This is a genomic window from Pseudoalteromonas sp. APC 3893 (assembly GCF_030408095.1).
Taxonomy (GTDB): domain Bacteria; phylum Pseudomonadota; class Gammaproteobacteria; order Enterobacterales; family Alteromonadaceae; genus Pseudoalteromonas.
On sequence record NZ_JASDCD010000009.1, the window covers coordinates 119,273 to 141,488 of the forward strand.

The 22,216-nt window shown below is 43.6% G+C and carries 3 protein-coding genes (1 of these 3 only partly in view); all 3 read left to right on the plus strand.

The window, feature by feature from the left end; all coding sequences use genetic code 11:
- Tightly spaced (at most 30 nt apart), the 3 genes in view from QMA12_RS12175 to QMA12_RS12185 form a layout consistent with a single transcriptional unit that may run on beyond the window.
- On the plus strand, window positions 1–6,729 hold the end of the coding sequence (locus QMA12_RS12175) for an amino acid adenylation domain-containing protein (protein WP_290210264.1). It extends 14,496 nt beyond the left edge of the window; 6,729 of the gene's 21,225 nt are visible here — the last part of the coding sequence; its start codon lies off the left edge, out of view; its stop codon occupies window positions 6,727–6,729.
- A gap of 30 nt (window positions 6,730–6,759) precedes the next feature.
- Window positions 6,760–20,994, plus strand: coding sequence for an SDR family NAD(P)-dependent oxidoreductase (locus QMA12_RS12180; protein ID WP_290210265.1), 14,235 nt, complete (start codon window positions 6,760–6,762; stop codon window positions 20,992–20,994).
- Window positions 20,984–22,075: a MupA/Atu3671 family FMN-dependent luciferase-like monooxygenase gene (locus tag QMA12_RS12185; protein WP_290210266.1), complete on the plus strand. Its 1,092-nt coding sequence runs from the start codon at window positions 20,984–20,986 to the stop codon at window positions 22,073–22,075. Before QMA12_RS12180 ends, QMA12_RS12185 begins: the two co-directional genes overlap by 11 nt.
- The last annotated feature ends 141 nt before the right edge of the window (window positions 22,076–22,216 follow it).

Sequence of the window (22,216 nt, forward strand, 5' to 3'; positions counted from 1 at the left end):
AACGACTGGCAAAGGAATTATCGAGACGTTATTTTTTCTGCCCAGATAGATGAATCAAATGAGTCAGCTTTATCTGCCGAAGCCTCGCAACTCCTCACTAAAATTTCGCAAGTGACACCGCAACATCAAGTGTCACCGGAACATCAAAAACCATGGTTAGCACAGCTCGCGCAAAAGTACGTGATGGGGGCCAAAATTGATTGGCAAACGTTTTTCGGGAAACGAAGACTTTACCGTGTTTCTTTACCTCGTTACCCATTTTCCCGGGATGTCTATTGGGTTCAGGGAGCTGGACCTAAATTTGAGTCAACATTCGAGTCCACTTTCGAGTCGAGCAACCTCTCCGCTGAAATCAGTTGCGATGAAGTTGATCAAAGAAATATCAAAAGGATTGAGCAAGGGCATCCCTATTTAGTCGCTCAACAGGATGAACGAGGTCAGTTCCGTTGCCAATTGATGGCAAGTCACCCATTATTTACCGACCATCAAATTCACGGAAAAAACACCCTACCAGGATCCGCTTCCGTTGAGTTAGCTTTAGCGGCGATACACCATCGTTCATTTAACCGAGAGACAAGCCATTTTCCTTACGTCATTGAATCACTCAAGTGGTTACAGCCGATCACTCACTCGGACTCTTTTTCAGTAGTAGTTAACAGCACTCATTCCAATCAACCACATGACTTTAAAGTATATAAAAACAATCAAAGTCTTGTCGCGACCGCTAAGGTAACAGCCGCGACACAAGGTTTAACTCCGAAAGAATGGTTAGCGTTGCCTGATACCAGAGTTGGCTTTCAAGAGGTAACCGGTGAAAGTCTGTACGCATTATTGTCGAGTGTTGGATTATGCTATGGAGAGAGTTTCCGGGCGGTAAAGCATCTTGCCTTGGGTAAGGAGCAAGTTGTGTCACGTCTATCGCTTCCTCAATCAGGCTATGATTCAGAACATCAACACTTGATTGTTCATCCGGGGTTACTCGACGCTGTATTACACAGCTGTTCATTATTGGTTCCCGCTGAGGCAAGCGACGCACGATTCCTGGCCTCTGGCATTGAGCGACTGGAAATTTTTGCTCCCTGTAAAACAGAGCATTGGGCCCATATTCGTCGCGTAGAAAATGACCGTAATCATCAAGTGCAGTGTTACGATATCGATGTTATGGATATCAATCATCAGTTGGTGTTATCTATTAAAGGATTTAAAACAAAGCAGTTAATGACCAACGTAACTCGACCCAGTGAATCGCAAGTTAAACCGAGTAACACCAATGACTTTGTGAATTCAGAGGAAACAACTCAGATCAATTTATCATTACCCACTTGGGGAAAAATTACACTGAATTCTGCGACTGAAAAACAGCAAAAACACCAATCGAAACAAGTATTGCTTATCGGTGGTGGGCAGAAAGAATTAAATCGCTTTACAGCGCTGGCCGAACAGACACAACAAATAGATTTTAGAAGCGCAACGAATTCTGATTCACTTGACTGGTTGCTATTGCCTAACCCACAACAAATTATTTTGCTACCACCACCACTGGCTTCTTTGGACAGTTTCACCACCCATGGTATTGAAGCTGATTCAGAGTTCCTTCTAAGATGCTTTCGATTAATTAAAGCCTTTGCTCAGAGTTCGTTTGCCAGTCAACCTTTAGAGTGGTTGTTGATGACGCAAAACGCATTTCATCCAGCGCTTTCTAGCGACCACATAGAAGCCGCCCATGCTGCGGCACACGGTTTATTTGGCGTCGCTGCCAGGGAACAACATCAATGGAAAATAGCGACCATTGACTGTGATGGCGACTATGATCAAATACTAAATAAACTAATCGATCTATCGGCGTATGATTATCCAGGCCAAACACTGGCTTGTTACCATGGTCAATGGCAAGTACAGTCCCTAAAGCCCGCTTATATGGAGCCAACGGAGCACACGCCTTACCAACAAAAAGGCTGTTATTTAATTGTTGGCGGCAGTGGTGGCATTGGCCAACAATGGAGTCGGATGCTGGCTAAAAAATATTCTGCGCATCTGATTTGGTTAGGGCGTTCGGCCTATAACCCAGCCATTGCTTCGCAAATTCAAGCGGTGGAACAACTGGGTGGTTCCGTCGAGTATTTTCAAGTTGACGTTGGTGATTGGCGTCAGCTCAACGCTTTCTATCAAGAGCGGTTCAAGAACAACGAAAGCAATAATATCCAAAGTACTAATAGCGCAAAGCGCTTAAACGGTGTGATCCATTCGGCAGTCGGGGACATGGACCACCGAATCAGCGAAATGGATGAATCTCAGCTGTCACAAAGTTTGCGTATCAAAATGTCGGGCTTCATCAATTTAGTTCGTATCATGGAAAATCAAAGTTTAGATTTCATGCTGCTGTTTTCGTCAACGGCAGCTTATTCCAGAGAACATGGTAAATGTGGTTATGTGGCTTCTAGCTTATATATGGATCGCTTGGCTGTGGGCCTTGCGGATCAAGTTCATTATCCAATCCATGTGGTTAATTGGGGGTGGTGGGGCAAAACCGGCATCGCCGATCGGGTGAGTCATGCTCATAAGGTTCGGGCGAGTAAACTAGGCATTGCTGAAATTGATATCGATGATGCGGTTGAAGCGGTGAATCGTCAATTCCAATCGAAGTCATCGCAAGTCTATGCCATTAAAATGCGTTCAACGACCGATACTGCCTACTCGATTAACTCGGGTTATTGGCAACTGATTGAAAACGTTACTCAACCTTGCTTACTAAAGTTGCCCGATGAATTTGAATCCACTTTGAAACATGCGCTGTCAACTATGTATGACAGTGAAACTACCACTCAACTACAACAACAAGCGAAACTGCAAGCAATAATCCTTAATGCGACTTTGCATTATCATCGTATCCTAGAGCAGGGAGACATTCTGGATAACAACTGTTTGCAAAAGTTTATTCCTTGGTTGAAAACCAGCTTAGACTTATTGAAGCCGTTTAATTTTGAGCCTGAAAGTGAAGACTATCCAAATATCTTGGCGACCGCATGGCAGCAATGGACTGAATTAGAGAACCAACTGGTGCAACCTCAGTTGTCTTCGCAAATGCGTTTGGTTGAAAAAATGCTTCGAGCACTGCCCGATATTTTAACTGGAAAACTATCCGCTACTAGCGTGATGTTTGAAAAATCCTCCACCAAATTAGTTGAAGGGATCTACGCAGGAAATAAACCGGCAGAGGTGCTCAATAGTTTTCAGGCCAAAGCGATCATAAATTATGTGGCAGAGCGAATAAAGCAAGGCAATACGGCTCCTATTAAGATACTCGAAGTTGGCGCTGGTACCGGAGGGCTAACCAAAGCATTAGTTGAACTATTAATCGCTGAATCGAGTATCGAAGTTGCGACTTACTGCTTTACTGATGTTTCCAAAGCATTTTTAGAGCAAGCTAAGCTGGCAAGTTTTATCAAGTCTTTTCCTGTGTTTGAATTTAAGTCCTTCAATTTAGAACAAACACCTCAAGAACAGGGAATCGATACCGGTGCCTTTGACCTTGTTTTGGCAAGTAATGTACTCCATGCCTGTAAAAACATGGGGCAAGTGCTGGCGAATATCAAACCTACTCTAAAACGTAATGGACGGTTATTCTTAACTGAAATCAATCAGGCCAGTATGTTCAATCAGCTAACCTTCGGCTTACTAGATGACTGGTGGAACTATGATGATGGAGAATTAAGAGAGTCTGGATGTCCTGCTTTGTCGAGCGAGAATTGGTTTAAGATATTAGCTGAAGCTGGCTTTAAGTCTCCTAAGGTGTATGGAGCAGCCTTTACTGAATTGGGTCAGCAATATATTTCTGCCGTGAGTGACGGTTGGATCTTTATTCAGAATGATGAAGCGCGGGGCGGTTCTAATATAGTTTCCAATGTGAGATCTCATCTAGGCTCTCATGTGAATGCCAAGATAAATACTGCAAAAGAACCGCAACTTACTCCGTCAGTGAAGTTCTCTGCGTCAGAAAATGCAGCCATATCTAAAGTTCAACTAGAAGAACAAATACGCAACCAATGTTTAGACAATACTTTACGGTGGTTAATCCCTTTGTTTGCCGATGTTCTTGGACTAAATGAGAGTCAAATTGACGAGCAAGAACCCTTTGAACATCTTGGCATGGACTCTATCTTAATAGAAAACCTAACTCATGAAGTGAAAGCTAAATTCAGTAGCGTCACTACCGCAGACTTTTTTGCCTGCCGAAATATTTTGCAGTATGCCAACAAGCTCGCGGCGTTATCTAATTCTATGGTTAATGGCGATAGGATAGAGTTATTGGAAAATTTGCATGAAGAATCACAGAAGATTAATCTGACAGAGAAAACTGCAACAGATAAACAAACGGCTCCTCAAACCGATCTCCGTTCATTTATCATATCGGCATTTGCCAACACTGTAGGCATAGACGATGCTCAAATAGATCTTGATGAACCTATGATGGAATTTGGTTTAGATTCCATTCTAGTTGAGCAATTCGTGAGTAAAGTTAGAGAAGAGATCTCTGGGTTCAGTAATGCAGAGTTTTTTAACTGCCGAACCATTCAAGCGCTATGTCAGCGGTTAGAAGAACAATTCGCTAACCAGGTTAATGATAACTTTACTCTCGATCAGGGAATTGTTGATACTGACGTTTCCTATGAATTTTCGGAAGATGGAGAATGGCAAGATAACGAGACATCGAAAACCCAAATGACATCTCAATCGCCTAGCTCAACTGAGTCACCTGAAGCATCGGAGCTCATTGCGATTATTGGAATGACCGGAAAATTTCCGGGGGCCGCTAACTTAACCGAATACTGGGAAAACTTATCGCAAGGTCGATCCACCGTTACCGAGGTACCTTTAGAACGCTGGGCGTTGAAAGACTTTTATGTGGATTCCATCGAAGAAGCGGTCGCCAAACAAAAAAGTTACTGCAAGTGGGGAGGGTTTCTTACTGGCTTCGACGAGTTTGATTGTGAGTTATTCCAAGTCACACCGAAAGAAGCTCTCAACTTGGATCCCCAAGAGCGTCTCTTTTTGCAAACCTGTTGGGAAGTCATTGAAGATGCTGGATACACCCGACACAGTTTGCAAGCAACGCGTGCAAAAGTTGGCGTATTCGTTGGCATCACCAAAAACGATTATAACCTTCATGGTCCAGAATTATGGCAAGCCGGTGAGAAAATATTTCCTCACACCTCCTTTAGTTCGGTAGCTAATCGTGTTTCCTATTTCTTTGGCTTTAACGGTCCGAGTATGCCAATCGATACAATGTGCTCGTCTTCTCTGACAGCCGTTCATGAAGCTTGTCAACACTTGAAACACGGCGACTGTTCGGTGGCTATCGCGGGCGGAGTTAATCTGTATCTTCATAAGACGGGTTATGTTGCCTTGTGTGCGATGCAAATGTTAGCCAAAGATGCCAAGTGCAAAAGTTTTGGGGCTGCTGCTGATGGATTCGTGCCTGCAGAAGGCGTCGGTGCGGTGTTGTTAAAACCTTTGTCGGCGGCGCAAGCAGACCGAGATAATATTCGAGCAGTTATTCGTGCCACTGGTATTAACCATGGCGGTCAAACTAACGGCTTTACTGTACCCAGTCCCACGGCACAAGGTGAGTTGATTTACGACGTTTTATCGAAAGCAAAGCTCAAGGCTGGTGAGGTCAGTTATATTGAAGCTCACGGTACCGGCACTCGACTGGGGGATCCGATTGAAATTCAAGGACTAACGCAGGCGTTTGAGCAACGCGCGAAAGATACCGGCGAGCAACTGAAGTCTCAGCAGTGTTTGGTTGGCTCAGTTAAGTCAAACTTTGGTCATGCAGAATCTGCAGCCGGTATCGCTTCGTTAATTAAAACGGTACTGCAGATTGAGCACTGTCAGATTGCGCCCTCGTTGCATGCGGAAAATTTAAATCCCCAATTAAATCTGCCAACGACACCGTTTCAAATTGCTCGTCAACTGAGCCCCTGGCATGGGCATAAGATAGCTGGCGTATCCTCCTTTGGTGCTGGCGGAGCCAATGCTCATATTATCTTAGAGCAGTATCAACCAGTGAATGAATTAACACTGCCTAGCAAAAATGAGTCGATGGCAACCGGTTCTGATTATTTATTTTTGTTATCTGCGCCGAGTACCCATCAGTTAACTCAGTACGCAGAACGCTGGATTTCGGCTTTGGCAGGCAATGGGTACCAAGAGTCTGACCTAGTTCATATGGCCTATACCTCTCAGGTTGGTCGTGAAACTATGTCGTCTAGGCTAGCGATAATTGCGGATAGTCTCGCAACATTAAAGTCAGCGCTGAAGCAATATTTGGCAAACGACATAGATATGAAGCGTGTGTTTGTTAAAACCGAGTCTATTGATAGCGACACATTATCTTTGTTGCAGCAACAACGCATGCAACAATTACTTATACAAGACTTTATGGCTGGAAAATATGTTGAAATCGCGGGTTTATGGAGTGGCGGTATGAATTTTGATTGGTTCAATTTTCACCAAAGGCCTAACGTTCCTTACTGTCGTGTGAGTCTGCCGACGCTCCCTTTTAAGGAGACAAGCTTTTGGTTAAACAAAACGAACCATGCGGGTTCTTCAAATGACGATGACAAAGTCACAGAAATATTAAAGCGCTTACAAGACGGTCACTTGTCAATTGAAGAGGCTGATGAACTCATTAGTTTGGATGCGTTTTCCGTCGTTCAAACAAACTAGGCAAGCTAAGGAAAGTTTCGGGGTATAAAAATGAATAAACAAGAAATACTAACCAAAGTCCAAAATGGTCAGCTCAGTTTAACGCAGGCTAAAAAACTATTGCAGGAATTGAGATCAACGACTGTCGGAGCTTCTGAGGCAAGACATCCGTTAAACCAAGTTTGGATGTTAGAAAAACAATTTAAGTTGTTACCAGCTGTAAACTTAGAACAAAAAAAAATGATCGTCACTGATGCTGATTTAATGGATGAGTTTGCCGAAAATGCCACAAAAGTAGCTGACATAGCCGATTGGTTGACACACTTATCTTCAGAGAATTACCAGGCGCTACTAAAGCAGCAGCCGGAAAACCAGCAAAGCCAAACAATAGTCTTATTGTGTCGCGCTAACCATCTCGAAGACTTAAGCTGTTTGATATTTAGCTTAGCAGTGTATTGTCGCAATGGGATGACGGCGTTGCCTATATCGCTGGTATTTTGCGGTCAATATCACAAAGTGTTTGCAAATGCCTGCGAGGGCTTTGTGAAGACCGCCGGAATAGAGATGCCCGATTTAAAATTGTTGGTCCACCATTGTGGTGATGCTGAGGCGGCCCAGGCGTTATTCAATATTACTCGCTACTCACAGTTCGATGAACGCCCGATGGTGTTGATAGACAATCAACACAAAGTTCAAGAGTGGCATGCAGCTCCGTTTCGTAAAAGCAAAAGCAAGTCGTTAACTCAACAAGGTGTTTACCTTGTGACCGGAGGCCTTGGTGGTATCGGTCAAAAGCTTTGTCGATATTTACGCGATCATTATCAGGCAAGAGTGATTGCCTTGGGGCGCTCGCAAATTGATGACCTAAGCGATCTGAATTTAGCCGGGGTGCATTATCACTCGGTGGATGTCACCGATTTTGATGCCATGAATGAGCTGTTTGTGCAAGTCCAAAAACAATGGGGACAGATATCCGGAGTATTCCACTTAGCCGGAGTACTTGCGGATCGCTCGGTCATTAACTTGTCTCAATCGGATATCGAAAGGGTTTTTGCTCCTAAAATAACCGCGACACAACATCTTAGTACCTTGGTGAAAAGTTTTTCTGTTAATCAATTTGTTGTTTTCTCTTCATTGAGCAGTGTAGTACCCAATCCAGGACAAGCCGGTTATGCAGCCGCGAATGCAGCGATTACTGAGACTCTGCTTGCTACTGTTAATGAAGTAACAAGCCATGAGCTAACAGGCCATGAACTGACTGGAGAACAAGCAGAGTCAGAAAAGATAAACCTCAAAGTGATTCATTGGCCATTGTGGCAAAGTGAAGGGATGAACCTTAGCGCGGAGAAAGCCAAAGCATTAAAAGTTTCCGCACTACCCTGTGAGCTCGCGTTCGATGTACTAGAAACCATACTTAATTCTTCTCAACTAGAGCACTGGCTTTGTTTTGGCGGTAGAGAACTAGAGCAGAGCATCACCGGTTACTTGAACAACCTAATATTAAAACAACCACATTCTAGCGACGACAATCAAGCTAAGTTAGCTTCCTCAATGCCTTTGTTTTCTAATGAAGGAGATATTGCTCAGTTCTTAGTTGCTCAAGTCATAGAGGCCACCGGCTTTTCCCAAGATAAAGTTTTTCCAAAAGCATTGATAGAAAGCTTTGCGTTAGATTCCATCGTTATTAATCAACTTAATGCGCGCATAGCTCAGTACTTTCCAACGGCCTCGAAAACCTTGTTTTACGAACATCCCGATTTAGCGACCTGTGCCGCCGACATCTGGTCGAGTCAACCGGTACCTACCTTGCCAATTGTGGATCAGAACAACAAGACACTGACGGCCGAAAAGCAAGTCGTCAATCATATCGCTGCGCCCACTGAACCCCATTTAACATCCGATCTATCGAGCGTGTCAAAAAGCGCAACTGCTCAAGCGGAAGACGCCAATCATATGGCGGTGATTGGTTATGCCGGACGTTTCCCATTGGCGAAAGATTGTTGGGAACTGGCTGAAAAGTTAGAAAGTGGCGTCAACTGCATCAGCAAATTACCTGCCAGCCGAGTCGCATTACAAGGCGGTCTGCAAACAGACTTTATTGTGGGTGGATTTATCGAAGATGTTGAAAAGTTTGATCCCTTTTTCTTCGGCTTTTCTCCTCGCTCAGCACACTTTCTCGATCCCCAAGAACGGCTGTTTTTGCAAACGGTTTGGCATGCGATGGAACAAGGAGGAATCAGTATTGAAAAGCTTCATCAACAAAATGCGGTCATCAATCAAAATGGCGATCAACGGCATCAAGTTGGCGTGTATGTTGGCGTAAGTGGCAATCAATATACCCAAGTTCTTTCTCGATCGTGTGACATGCCACTGGCAGATTCATGCCAGTCGAATACCTGGTCCATTGCAAATCGAGTATCTTATTTCCTTGATCTACATGGACCTAGTGTGGCAACTGACAGTGCCTGTTCTTCATCTGCAGCTGCCCTTTATCAAGCATACACCGCTTTGATGCAAGGTGAAGTTCGCACCGCAATTGTTGGTGGTGTGAGTCTGAATGTTGATTCCAAACGATTTAGTGTATTAAAGAAAGCCAATATGTTGTCTAGCCTCGGGCAGTGTGCAGCATTCGGCGATAATGCCGATGGTTATGTGCCAGGAGAAGGCGTGATTGCCGCGATCCTCAAAAGACTCCCTGATGCTCAACAGGATGCTGATAATATTCATGGCGTGCTGATTGGCGCCAAGCTGAATCATGGTGGTAGAACCATGGGCTACAGTGTGCCGAGTCCTGTCGCGCAGGCGAGTATTATCGCTGAGGCGTGGCATGAGGCTGGCGTAAAACCTAATGAAGTCTCCTATATTGAAGCTCATGGAACTGGCACGTCACTGGGTGATCCGATTGAAATAACTGGGATCACCAAAGCTATTCAGGGATTGGGCGGCGCGACGCGTCGCTGCGCTATTGGATCAATTAAATCGAATATCGGGCATTTAGAAGCTGCGGCAGGCTTGGCTGGATTAGTAAAAATCCTATTACAGCTGAAACATCGACGACTGTACCCTAGTTTGCACTCGGCACAACCCAATGCCAACCTCGATTTATCGACAACCCACTTAACTATACAGCAAACGGCAGAACACTGGTCAACTCACGACAATCAATCACGCATTGCAGCGTTAAGCTCGTTCGGTGCGGGAGGGACTAACGGACACTTTTTAATTAAAGAATATTTACCTGCGCCCTTAAATTTTACTCAGGAACAACACCTTACACAGGAAATTATTTTTCTCAGCGCGATAACAGAAAATCAATTGAAAGTTGTGGCTAAGCAATATCTTGAATACATCCGACTCAGTGATTGTGACGGACGCTTAAAACCCAAATTTGCAGAATTTGCCCAGGCGTTACGGGCCGGTCGAGAACATTTAGCCTGCCGGTTTGCCTGTGTTGCTAGTAACTACCAAACATTGGTAGGAATCTTGGAGGATTTTGTTAGGGATCAACCAACCGGAGCATGGCAGGTTGGTAAGATGCTCGATACCCCAGAGTTTGATAAAAAATACTCTGACAAAGCAAAACTGGATTCGTTGCTTGCTCGCGGGGAAAATCAATCGATTATCGACGACTGGTTAAGGAATACCGTTTTTCCTTGGCATCAGCTATCTACTCAGCCACTTAAGGGTGTAGAAACTTTCCCGTCTTATCCATTTGCGAAAGACGTTTACTGGTTTAATGCCGTATCGGACGATGCGGAATCAAATAAGCCTCGTTTCCCATTTTCATTGGTGACGGATTTTGCATCTCACTGTGCCAAAATCAGGCTCGATCCTCAGTTGCCATTACTGAGCCAACACCGAGTGGGCGAGCAAATCATATTAGCTGGCACACTACAAATTGAATTGGTACGTCAGTCGGCCGTGGAGTTAAAGTTGATTGATCCAGACCGTTGTTTGGACTTTTGTAAGCTAAGATTGTTGCGTCCGATAATTGTTTCCAATCAAAGCGAATTACTGACCATTCGATTTACCCAGCAAGAGAATACTTTAATATTTGAATTGTCAACTCGTACGTTACATAGCAAAGGCGAACTTCATGAGATTGAGCATACTCAGTCGAGGGAGGTTACTCAATCAATCGCTGAATTCCGATCAAAAACTCAACATCAGTTACCAACAAAAACGATTGTCGAAAGATCCGAGTTTTATACTGAGATGACAAAAAGTGGTTTGGTATATGGTGACATCTATCAGTGTCTTGATCGGGCAAGGGTGTCAGACAATGCATGTGTCGTGGATTTGTCGCCACCTGCCCAGCCGGAATTCGCTTATGAACCAATGACGTTTCATCCCGGCATCGTCGATAGTGCATTGCAATCGGTGGGATTAATTAAAGTCAACGACGAGAGCGGACTCAGCTTGCCTTTTAGTGTTGAACATATTCGCTGCTATTCATCTGCTAAGGATGTTCGACAAGCCATTATTCGCAGGGCGGCTCATTTTAGTGAGTCGGCGCAGCGCTTTGATCTCTTGTTACTCAACGAACATGGTAAACTATGTGTTGAGTATGTCGGCCTTTATTGCCGTAGTATCAATGGGCAGGAGGAAACTCATCAATCGCTACTCTATTTACCTGCGTGGGAAAAGCATCTATCCGGCGAAACAAAAAAAGCCAACTCCGCTCAAGACGTATTGGTTTTCAGTGAAGCCAATCAAGATAAGTTAGTCCATTTGATTCAGAGCCATCACTCAACCCAAAAGTTTATTCACTATTCATTATCAGAGTTTTCTTCAATCGAAGATTTCGATAATTTGCTAAGAAGTTATCAAGCCAAACAAATTAGGGTGTACTTTTTAATTGGTTTAACACCTGCTCAGCTAGATGATACCAAGCTACTCTCTCACCAACACTTGACTAAAGAATTAGAAAGCACATTGATTCCTTTGTTTCGTTTCAGCAAAGCAATGTTTAAATGTCGCGCAGACTCTATTGATTTAGATATTCTGAGTTTGCAAGTATCACGTCTTGGTAATGAATCTCACTACAGTCCCTTTAACAGCTCTTTGGTTGGATTTAGTAAATCTCTAGCCAAAGAGCATCGCAAGGGGCGTGTCCGCTTGTTGGATTTTGCTTACGATGATCTTTACCCATTGATCGATAGAGAACAACTGAGTAAGTTAATCGGGCTTGGCGTTACCGAAGATACTCAATGGGTGAGTCGAGGAAAAGAAATATTTAAAACCAGTTTTAAACCTTATTCAACAGATGCTTTGTCCTCTAACTCAGCAGCAATCAATTCAGATAATGCCATTAAACTCAAAAAACAAGGCGTTTATGTTTTAGCCGGCGGCGCGGGGGGGTTGGGTCATGTGACGACTCAATGGTTAATTAACACCTACGATGCACAGGTCATTTTGCTTGGACGTAAACCAGAAAATCAGATGCCGGATCAGTACCGAAGTATGGATAAAAAAAGCATGGATAAAAGTAGCGCCGCTTCAATTCGCTATTACTCGACGGATTTAACTTGTCGAGAAACGCTACAAAAAACACTAGATACCTTACGACGTGACTATCAAAAAATTGACGGTCTTTTTCATATGGCGATGGTTCTAGAAGATAAAACCATTGCTAGAATGGAAGAATCTACTTTACGTCAAGTGTTAGCACCAAAGACGACCGGGCTAGTGAACTTTGTCGCTTGCTTTGCCGATTTCAATCCAGACTTTTTGGTACTTTATTCATCCGGCATTTCACAGAGCTGTCATGCAGGACAAAGTAATTATGCTGCCGCATCAACATTCGCTGATGATTGGCTCCTTTCAATCACTGGAATGATTCATCAGGTCCGAGTGATCAACTGGGGCTATTGGAGTGAAGTAGGCATTGTGTCGGGAGAGCAATATCGACATGCTTTTGCACAAAAAGGAATCAAGGGATTGGATGCAAAAACAGGGCTGTATTTACTGCAGCAAATAATGGCTAGCGAAGAACAGCAAGTCATTACCGGCTCAGAACCTCTCGCTCACCTTTCTAATTCGGATTTAACGGATAACGACGCTATGGATAATCATAACCAAGCAAATGACGCTACACTTATCGATTTAATGACTGATGAGAAATTACAACAACAGGCTCAATTAGTGCTGGAACAGAGTCAGGTATTGATCGCTAACTTGCTTATGGCGCAACTGCAAACAGATGGCTTGTTTAGTCTTGTTGATCGTCAGCAAATTTTGTCCATGTCAAGGTTAGAGCAACGCTTTGCTCCAATCCCGGTGTACCAACCTTTATATCAAGCCGTGATCAATATTTTATCTCGCGTTGGCTTGATTCGTATGGATGGTCAAGATTATAGCGTCAGTGACGCCGCTTTTGGTCTTTCCCTAAAAAGCGCCACGGCCGCGATTGACGATATGATATTAAACAACCCTGATAGCGCGCCGATCATGACATTGCTAAAGCATTGTGTCGCTAACTTGCTCGATGTACTGCGCGGTAAACGCAGAGATACGGAAGTCTTATTCCCTAAAGGTTCCGATCACTTGGTGGCTCCTGTCTATAAAATGGGACAAGTTGCTAAGATATTTAATCAATCGGTCGCAAATGAAGTTGTCGCATATTGCCAGAAAGTTGAACATAGACCCGTTAAGATCTTGGAGATAGGCGCAGGTACTGGTGGAACTTCGGCCAGCATTTTGTCACAGCTATCGGAGGCGAATCTTCCCTTTGAGTATATGTACACTGATATTTCCGAACATTTCTTAACTACCGCTAAGCAAACCTTTGGCAAGTTTAATAACATTCAGTTCAAACCGCTAAATATTGAAGTTGCTCCTGAGCGACAAGGTTTTGAGTCGTCTGCTTATGATATTGTTATTGCTACCAATGTCATTCACGCGACCACCAATATTAAACAAAGCGTGCAACATGCACATGGATTGTTGGTTGCCGGAGGATTATTTGCGTTAAACGAAGCAACCAGTCGACAAGATGCTGTCACCTTAACCTTTGGCTTGAGTAAAGGATGGTGGAATGCACAGGACAGTGATATTCGATTAGCAGACTCTCCATTATTATCGGTGACTCAATGGCAATCGACATTGAATCTTTGTGGCTTTCACCAAACCAACTTGTTTGGCGACCAAGATAACCGGTCGTTATATGGCCAAACCGCTTTCTTTTATTATAAACAACCAACAGTAGTTCAGCATTTACCTACGAATACCCGAAGCATCATTACCGAGGCATTGAGCCAACTGCAAAAAATACCGGTTGAAGAAATTGATAGTGATGTTGCTTTTGATCGTTACGGCGTAGACTCCATTGTCGCGTTAGAGTTAGTTGATCGATTAGTACAACAATATCCATCACTTACTTCGGATATGATCTTTGAACATAATACGATTAATCAATTAGCAACAGCCATTGAGACATTGAGTGAGAATTTGTCGGAGGTGGTTTCGTCAACAGGAGAAGCTTCTCTTCAAAACATTGGTAATCAGCAAAGCAGCCGCCAAAGCGAAAGTAACGCACACAGTAGCGTTCAAAACAATAATTATCATACCGGTAAGCATGGTATAAAAACACCAAGCGCAGTCACCAAAAACTCTAATTCTACAACTCTAACTCAGGCATCCCATACTATGGATATAGCGATCACCGGCGTGGCCGCTAAATTTCCCGGTAGCCAAGACCTTGCTGAGTATTGGCAAACCTTGCTCGAAGGAAAAAGTCATTTCAGCAACCAACGTGCAGGGCACGCATTCAACGCCACCGCAGATTCTCCAGAGTTTTTCGCCGGCTATTTAGACGATATTGCCAGTTTCGATGGTTTATTTTTCGGGATCGCTCACAAAGATGCCGCCCGAATGGATCCGCAAGAACGTATCATGTTGCAGCTCGCTTGGCATACCTTGGAAGATGCTGGTTACACCCCAGAACGACTCAACCAACAATTAGGTGGTAGCGAATCAAGTATGGTGGGTGTTTACATGGGCACCATGTATGGCCACTATCAACTGCTTGGCGCTGCTGAGTGGGCCAAAGGAAATGCCGTTGCCGCGACATCTGATTATTATGCTATAGCCAATAACATCTCCCGTTGCTTGAACTTGTTTGGCCCTAGCATGACCATTGATAACGCTTGTGCTTCATCCTTGAGTTGTATTCATTTGGCGGTTCAGAGTATTAAGTCAGGTGATTGTGATGCGGCTATAGTGGGCGCAGTGAATTTACATTTACATCCGGCTCATGGCATGGGTTTACAAGCGATGAAAATGGTATCTAGTGCCAATACCAGTAAGCTTTTTTCATCGGACGGAAGTGGATTTATTCCCGCTGAAGGTGCGGCAACTCTGTTACTCAGGCCGCTGACTGATGCACTGCGATTTGACGATCAAATTTATGGCATTATCACAGGCTCAGCGTTAAATAATAATGGCGACACCGCTTTGGGAGCTCCGAATGCTCGGGCGCAAAAACAAGTGATTCAACGTTGTTATCAAGGCGCTGAAATTGCTCCAGAATCTGTTGATTACATAGAGGTACAAGCGCTGGGTTCCAAATTAGGGGATATCATCGAAGCCCAAGTATTACGTGAAGTGTTCGATAATAAAGAGAGAAGCACAGCGCTTCAACTAGGCTCAGTGAAAGGTGCTTTAGGCCATATGGAATCTGCTTCTGGTGTTGCGCAGGTGGTAAAAGTTTTGTTGCAAATGAAGCACAATACGCTAGTCGCGACTCAAGGATTAGATGAGCAAGTTACCAAGTTACTGCCTGAAGATAAATTTAAGTTTTCCAGAGAAACCCATGCTTGGCGCCAACACCATGAGCAAACAGAATATCAACTTCGTGCGGGTATTAATTGTTTTGGTGCCGGTGGCAGTAATGCGCACCTTGTCATAGACTACGACTCCAAATTGTGTCGGACTGGCTCTGATGCGATTTGTGAAGGTTCGTTTATATTGCCGGTTTCTGCACGAAAAAGCGCTCAGTTAATCTCTTATGTTGAGCTACTCAAAGAATATTTGCTAAACCAGCAAGATGTATCGCTAGCGGATTTATGCTTTACCTTCCAAGTCGGTCGAGTTAGACAAAAACATCGCGTTGCTTTTATTTTTAATCATCGAAGTGAGCTCCTACAAGGATTAGTAGAGTTCGCTAGTCAAAGTGAAAGTCAATTCTGGCGATCTTCAGAGGCCTTCACTAAGGTTAGAGAATATGAATCCAATGTCGATTTGCAGCGAATATCTTATCAAGGGGCAACAAGCCTAGCGGAATGTTGGTTAAGTGGTGGAGAGGTTAATTGGTTTCGCTACTATGGAAACAATAAACCGCGAGTCATCTCCACAGTATTATATCCCTTTGAAAGGGTAAATCATTGGCTAACAACTGAACATAAAGTAAAGCAGCAAGAAGATCATAATGCCGAGTTACCCACGGGTCCGAAAATCGAACCGTTAATAGAGCAGATAAAGCAGTCAGAAATTCCACAGACAGCTCACTTAAATAATCTGGCAGAAGATAATGAAAATAAGTCATTTCAAACGATGCATGAAGTTGAACAAATTTTGGATAATACAGGAGCATTAAACGCTAATAGTCCAACTGAGAAGAGCTCTGAGTTCTCCGGCAGCAATGACAAAGAATTAGCATTAAATCACATTAGTCAAGTTGTCATGAAAACAATCGAGCAAGTATTAAAAATTCCCGCTGAAGAATTGCAGGGATCCGATCCGTTTAACGACTTTGGTTTTGACTCAATCACGTTAACTGAATTTATTGGTACTCTAAACGATAGCTGCAATATCGAAGTAGAAATTACCACATTATTTGAATTCAAAACGATTGATGCATTTTCAGAATTTTTACTTGAGCATCATGCTGATGCATTTACTATTGTTGAGCAAAACACTGCCCAGAACGTTGCGCAAAACGCAGGGCTAAAAGGCGACAGTAAGCAAGTTCCAGAAATATCAAGTGCAGCTAGCTTGAACCAAGCAGACGGGAATCATCACCAAGTGGCTCAATCAGTTGTTACATCGACCGCAGCAACAGCTAGCAGCACGCGTAGAGATATTGCCGTGATAGGTATGTCTGGTCGATTTCCGGGCTGTGATGATTTAGCCGAGTTTTGGCAAAAATTGTGTGATAGCTATGTGGCCTTTGAGCGATTCCCTGAATACCGAAAGCAGCGGCTTGGACTCTACCGACAAGAAGAATCGTTGAGTGATTTCGCTCAGTTCTTTTACGGCGCATTTATCGATGGGATTGATTATTTTGACCCGTTATTTTTCAAAATATCACCTGCTGAAGCGATCACCATTGAACCGCAACAACGACTGGTTTTAGAGACTATTTGGTCGACCATAGAAGATGCGGGGTATGACCCAACCACCTTAGCCGGTAGTTTAACCGGTATTTTTGTCGGTGCTGCCGCATCAGGGTACAACGAATTAGTGTTGTCGGCAGGGCAAAAGGAATTGCAAACCTTTACTGGTACCTTAAATACTATGTTTGCCAATCGGGTGTCTTATAAATTGGATTTACACGGTCCGAGTGAGGTGATTGATACGGCTTGTTCCAGCTCTTTAACAGCGATCCATCGCGCGATTCAATCGATTCGATCGGGTGACTCTGACCAAGCCGTCGTCGCCGGAGTTAATATTCTATTGGCGCCGATGACTTTCGTTGGTTTTGGCGTCTCTGGAATGCTATCCCCCTATGGCGTGTGTCGCCCCTTCGATCATCAAGCCAAGGGTTACATTCGTGGTGAAGGCAGCGCCGCAGTCATGCTGAAACCACTCGAACAAGCCATCCGCGACAAAGATAATATTTATGCCGTTGTGAAAGGTAGCGCGTCGAGACATGGTGGTATGTCGATCTCCGCTACCGCTCCAAATGTTCCGTCACAAGTGGGACTGATCAATCAAGCCTTACAAGACGCTGGCGTAGAACCGGAAGATATCTCTTACATTGAAACTCATGGTACTGGAACTCATCTAGGTGATCCCATTGAGATCAATGCGATCAAACAAGTGTTTGGTAACTCATCCACTCGTCAAGGAAGTAACCTATGTGGTTTGAGTTCCGTAAAATCGAATATCGGCCACCTAGAAACGGCCGCAGGCATTGCCGGGTTTATTAAAACGGTTCTCTGTTTACAACACAAGAAATTACCTGCAATTGCCTCATTCGAGCGGCAAAATGAAATGATTGATTTAACAGAAAGTAGACTGTATCTGTTAGACAAGCTTACGCCATGGGCAGCGTCGCAAAATCAAAATGGGCAACCAGCCCCGAGGCGAGCGGGAGTCAGTTCTTTTGGCGTTGGTGGAGTGCTTACACATGTGATACTTGAGGAGTGTGATCAATACACTGCATTGGATAATAGCGATAGGCTTTATTCCTATCCGATCATATTAAGTGCCAACTCAAAAGTGCAGTTAAAGCAATATGCAACAAACTTAGCCGCAAAAATATCGGATGGCGATCAATATCATCTGAACGACGTTGCTTTAACATTACTCTTAGGTAGACCAGAGCTTACTTATCGATGCGGCTTTTTAGTTGACAGTTTGGCAGAGTTGAAGGTAAAGCTCGCAGCGATCATGGAAGATAACTTCGCTGAAGAATCACTTAACTTTGGCAAGGTTTCAGGTCATTCAGGTACTCGCCTGGTCACGGAAAATGCTGATATAAAGATTAAGGACAGCCTTGCTAACTTATTAAGTCAGTGGTGCGAGGGCGCTAAGGTAAATTGGCAAGATTTGTTTGAAAAAATAATTTACCAAAAAGTATCATTACCTACTTATCCGTTTGAACAGAATTCTTACTGGATTATTCCAGAGACGAATCATGGTGCAACAGCAAGTCATCAGTCAGTGACACAATCACAAACAACCGAAATTATTCAAAGTCATCCAAAGGTTGAAAGCGAGTTGCCAGCTAACCAAAAATCGGAAGTAGCCAGTGTGGCAGTAAGTGAACAGACGTCTGCTGCATCAGAGCATACCTCCTCATCAGAACACACCTCCTCAGATAACTTAACTTTAATCGATCAACACTCGATCAATTTAATTCAAGAAAAAATCACAGCGATATTTTCTGATGTTTTAAAAATATCACCAGAGAAGCTAGAGAGTGATATATTAATTAGCGAGTTTGGTGTCGACTCTTTGAGTGGGTTGAGATTACACAAAGCGTTGCAAAAAAATATTTGTGGCAGTATGACGGTTAAAGATATCGCCGAGAATCCTACGCTGGGCAAGCTGGCTCTATTTGTCGCCAAGCAACAAGGCGGTGGCGCCGCCATTCAATCGCTGACTTCCAAGGAAACAGCAATAACTCCGGTGACAAATGCGACCACTAACTCTCCAGAGGAGTCAAAGATCGAAGCCAAGGGTAACCTGCCGAGTTTAGCAAATAATGAGATAGGTTCTAAACGGGATGTTGAACTGGTTACTTTGAAGGAAGGAGATAATCAAACGACCTGTGTCGTTTTACACAGTTTAACCGGCGAGTTAAGTTGGGTAATGAATATCCTTGCAACATTAACCGGTAGCAGCCATACGGTAGGCATTGAGAGTGCGCACTTTAAACAATTAAGTCCTGTTGAAAATATTGTACTAGAGGATTATCTTGAGCAGTGCCTTAGTCTGTTACTGGAGAGGCTTGTTACCGAATCAAGGAACCCTCCATGTACCCAATTGAAATTATTCGCCCACCATTCGATGGTTAAACTGGCAGTCTCACTTGCTGAACGTCTAAAAAATAATGGGGTTGAAGTTCTATGCATCGTATCACTTTCACCATCTTGTGATTTGATTGAAAACAAATGGGAGAGTATGTCTTTTGTTTATGAACTCTATCAAGTGCTTTGGGCTAAGGGAGCGGAAAGTCGATCAACGAAGCAATTGATCGATCATACCGACTCGTTAAGAGCTGAATTGAATCGTGTGTGTCGTTTGCCGATCCCAGCAGAGAAGCAGATTCGCTGGTTTGAAGCCGTAGTCACCAATGTGCAATATTTTTCGGCGGCGTTAAAGGATTGGCAGCCTAACCATAGTGGTTGGGTTTTCCACGAGTGGTACTTATCGTCGAATAATGCAAGCGAGTTTTCTGACACTCTCGATAAATTGGCTCTGGATCCGCTTTGCATCTTAAAAAAGACAACGGACGACTCACCTTTGTCAAAAATAGGTGTCGCATCGGTTAAACTATGGTCTGCTGAGCTAGAGTTACTAAAAAATGAAAGATACCTAACTCGACCTCAACTAAACGAGGTTTCAACGCAGAATAGTGGCCCAACACTGTATTGTTTACCGACTCTTTACGGCGATGTCAACTACGCTGAAGCCTTAGATATGTTCTTTGCTGATATGCAAGTGAAATCAATTAAACAAATTAGCGCTGAGGGACGTTATGCCTTATTTGATAGTCTGGCGGAATTTGCTGCCGATTGTGCGGATCTTATTTTAAAAGATCATGTTTCAGGACCTATCTATTTATGCGGTATTTCTTTTGGCGGGACATTAGCGTATGAAACTTGTCACCAGCTTTTGGCAAGAGGAAAAACGGTAACACATTTATTCTTGCTCGACTCTTACATGCCGAACTCTGAGGCCATGTCAGTGTTTACGGGAGACCGAACTGGGCAGTTTGAGATGGTTATGATTCATCTATTTACTCATTACGGTGTCGTGAAGGAGATTAACTTTTCAGACATATCAACCCTGGAAATTGAAGAACAGTCTCGTCAGTTGGCACTCTTATTAAGTCGGTACTCGCCGAAAAATATTTCGCTGCAAGACGCTTACGGTCTCGTTAATAGCCATATTAACGTTGAGCGCAGTAACCAAAGAATGTTGGACAACTATCATGGCAAGAGTTTAATGACAGAGATCAAAACCACCTTTTTCAGTGCGATTAAAGGATTTTATTTGCCAACGGAAGACTCTGCGGACACCCACAGCCCAATTTTAATTACGAGTGACAAGAGTAAAGGATTCCAACAGTTCTACCAAGATAACTTTGAGATTGTTGAGGTAGACTGTGACCATCTATCGCTCGTACTACACCTGGATTTTTGTGCCGAACAGATTGAACATCTATTGAGTGAATGCACGGATAACGTTTTAGATGACAGTACAAAAAGACATGCAAATAGAAACACTCATCATGATGCGAGCAATGTTGTCACGCACCAGGGTGAAAAATTAATTCAAAAAAAACAACAAGATCTCCAATGTGCCCAGGAGCAAAGGATACGTTATGAAATTTAGTTGCTTTTTCTTCTCAGCGAATGATAGTTACAGTAATAATGAACGCTACAAATTTATTCTAGAGGCGGCAAGATTTCTTGATGAAAGCGAGTTTGAAGCGATTTGGACTCCAGAACGTCATTTTCAAGAATTTGGAGGATGCTTTCCCAGTCCAGCGGTGTTATCTGCTGGCATTGCAACCACGACTCGAAACCTAAAGATTCGAGCGGGATCGGTCGTCGTGCCTCATTATCACCCAGTACAAATCGCAGAACAATGGGCGTTAGTTGATCAACTATCCAATGGTCGGGTGGGATTATGCTACGCCAGTGGTTGGCATAAACGAGACTTTGTTTTTTATCCAGATAATTACGAAAGTCGCAAAGAAGTCATGTATTCTGGCATTGATACGGTGCAGCGCTTATTCAATCGCGAGTTGGTATCATTTAATGGCGGTGCGGAACAGATAGAGGTGAAAACATTTCCCGAACCTGTGCAACAAAGTATTCCGGGGTGGTTGGTGATGAGCAGTGATTTCTCCGTTTGCAAGCAAGCGGGTCGAAGAGGTATGAACTTACTCTTGATGCTCAATGATTGGCAACAGTTGACGTCCGCGATCCAAGTGTACCGCCAATCAAGAGCTGAAGCCGGCCTGGATCCAGAGCAGGGCGTTGTCACAATCGCAATACATACCTATATCGCAGAAGATAATGAGAAAGCAGAAGAGGTTGTGCAGCAACCGCTGAAACAATATCTACAAACCTTTTTAAAAGCGAGAACTGACGATAAAGGTTTGTCTGGTGATCAGCCTCCGATCACAGCAGAAGAACAAGAAATGATTTTAAGTTCAGCTCTGCAAGACTTGATTGACAATCGAGCAATGATTGGCAATCAAGCAAAATGTCTGACGATGGTCGAACGATTAAAAGATGTCGGGGTTAATGAAATTGCCTGTTTGGTGGATTTTGGGGTGAACTTTAGCACTGTGATGGCGTCATTAAAACGATTGGCGGCATTAAAAGATAAGTTTAATGAAACAGAGGAAAAAGTGTCTGAGGAAAGCTCTCCGGATGCTTCATTTCATTGGTATTTTAATCGATAATGGTTTAACTTAAGCGCAACAGTTTTTTCTGTGCGCTCTAGACTTTAAGAGTTAAAGGTTTTATAAACGCTGAAGGTTATTTAGAGGCTAAGGGCTTTTTATCTTTTACTGCTGAGGGCTCTGCCGCGTCTATAACGACGC

Excerpts from the sequence above, each read along its gene's own strand:
- QMA12_RS12185 (WP_290210266.1), top strand. The coding sequence starts at position 20,984 with ATGAAATTTAGTTGCTTTTTCTTCTCAGCGAATGATAGTTACAGTAAT.
- QMA12_RS12180 (WP_290210265.1), top strand. The coding sequence starts at position 6,760 with ATGAATAAACAAGAAATACTAACCAAAGTCCAAAATGGTCAGCTCAGT.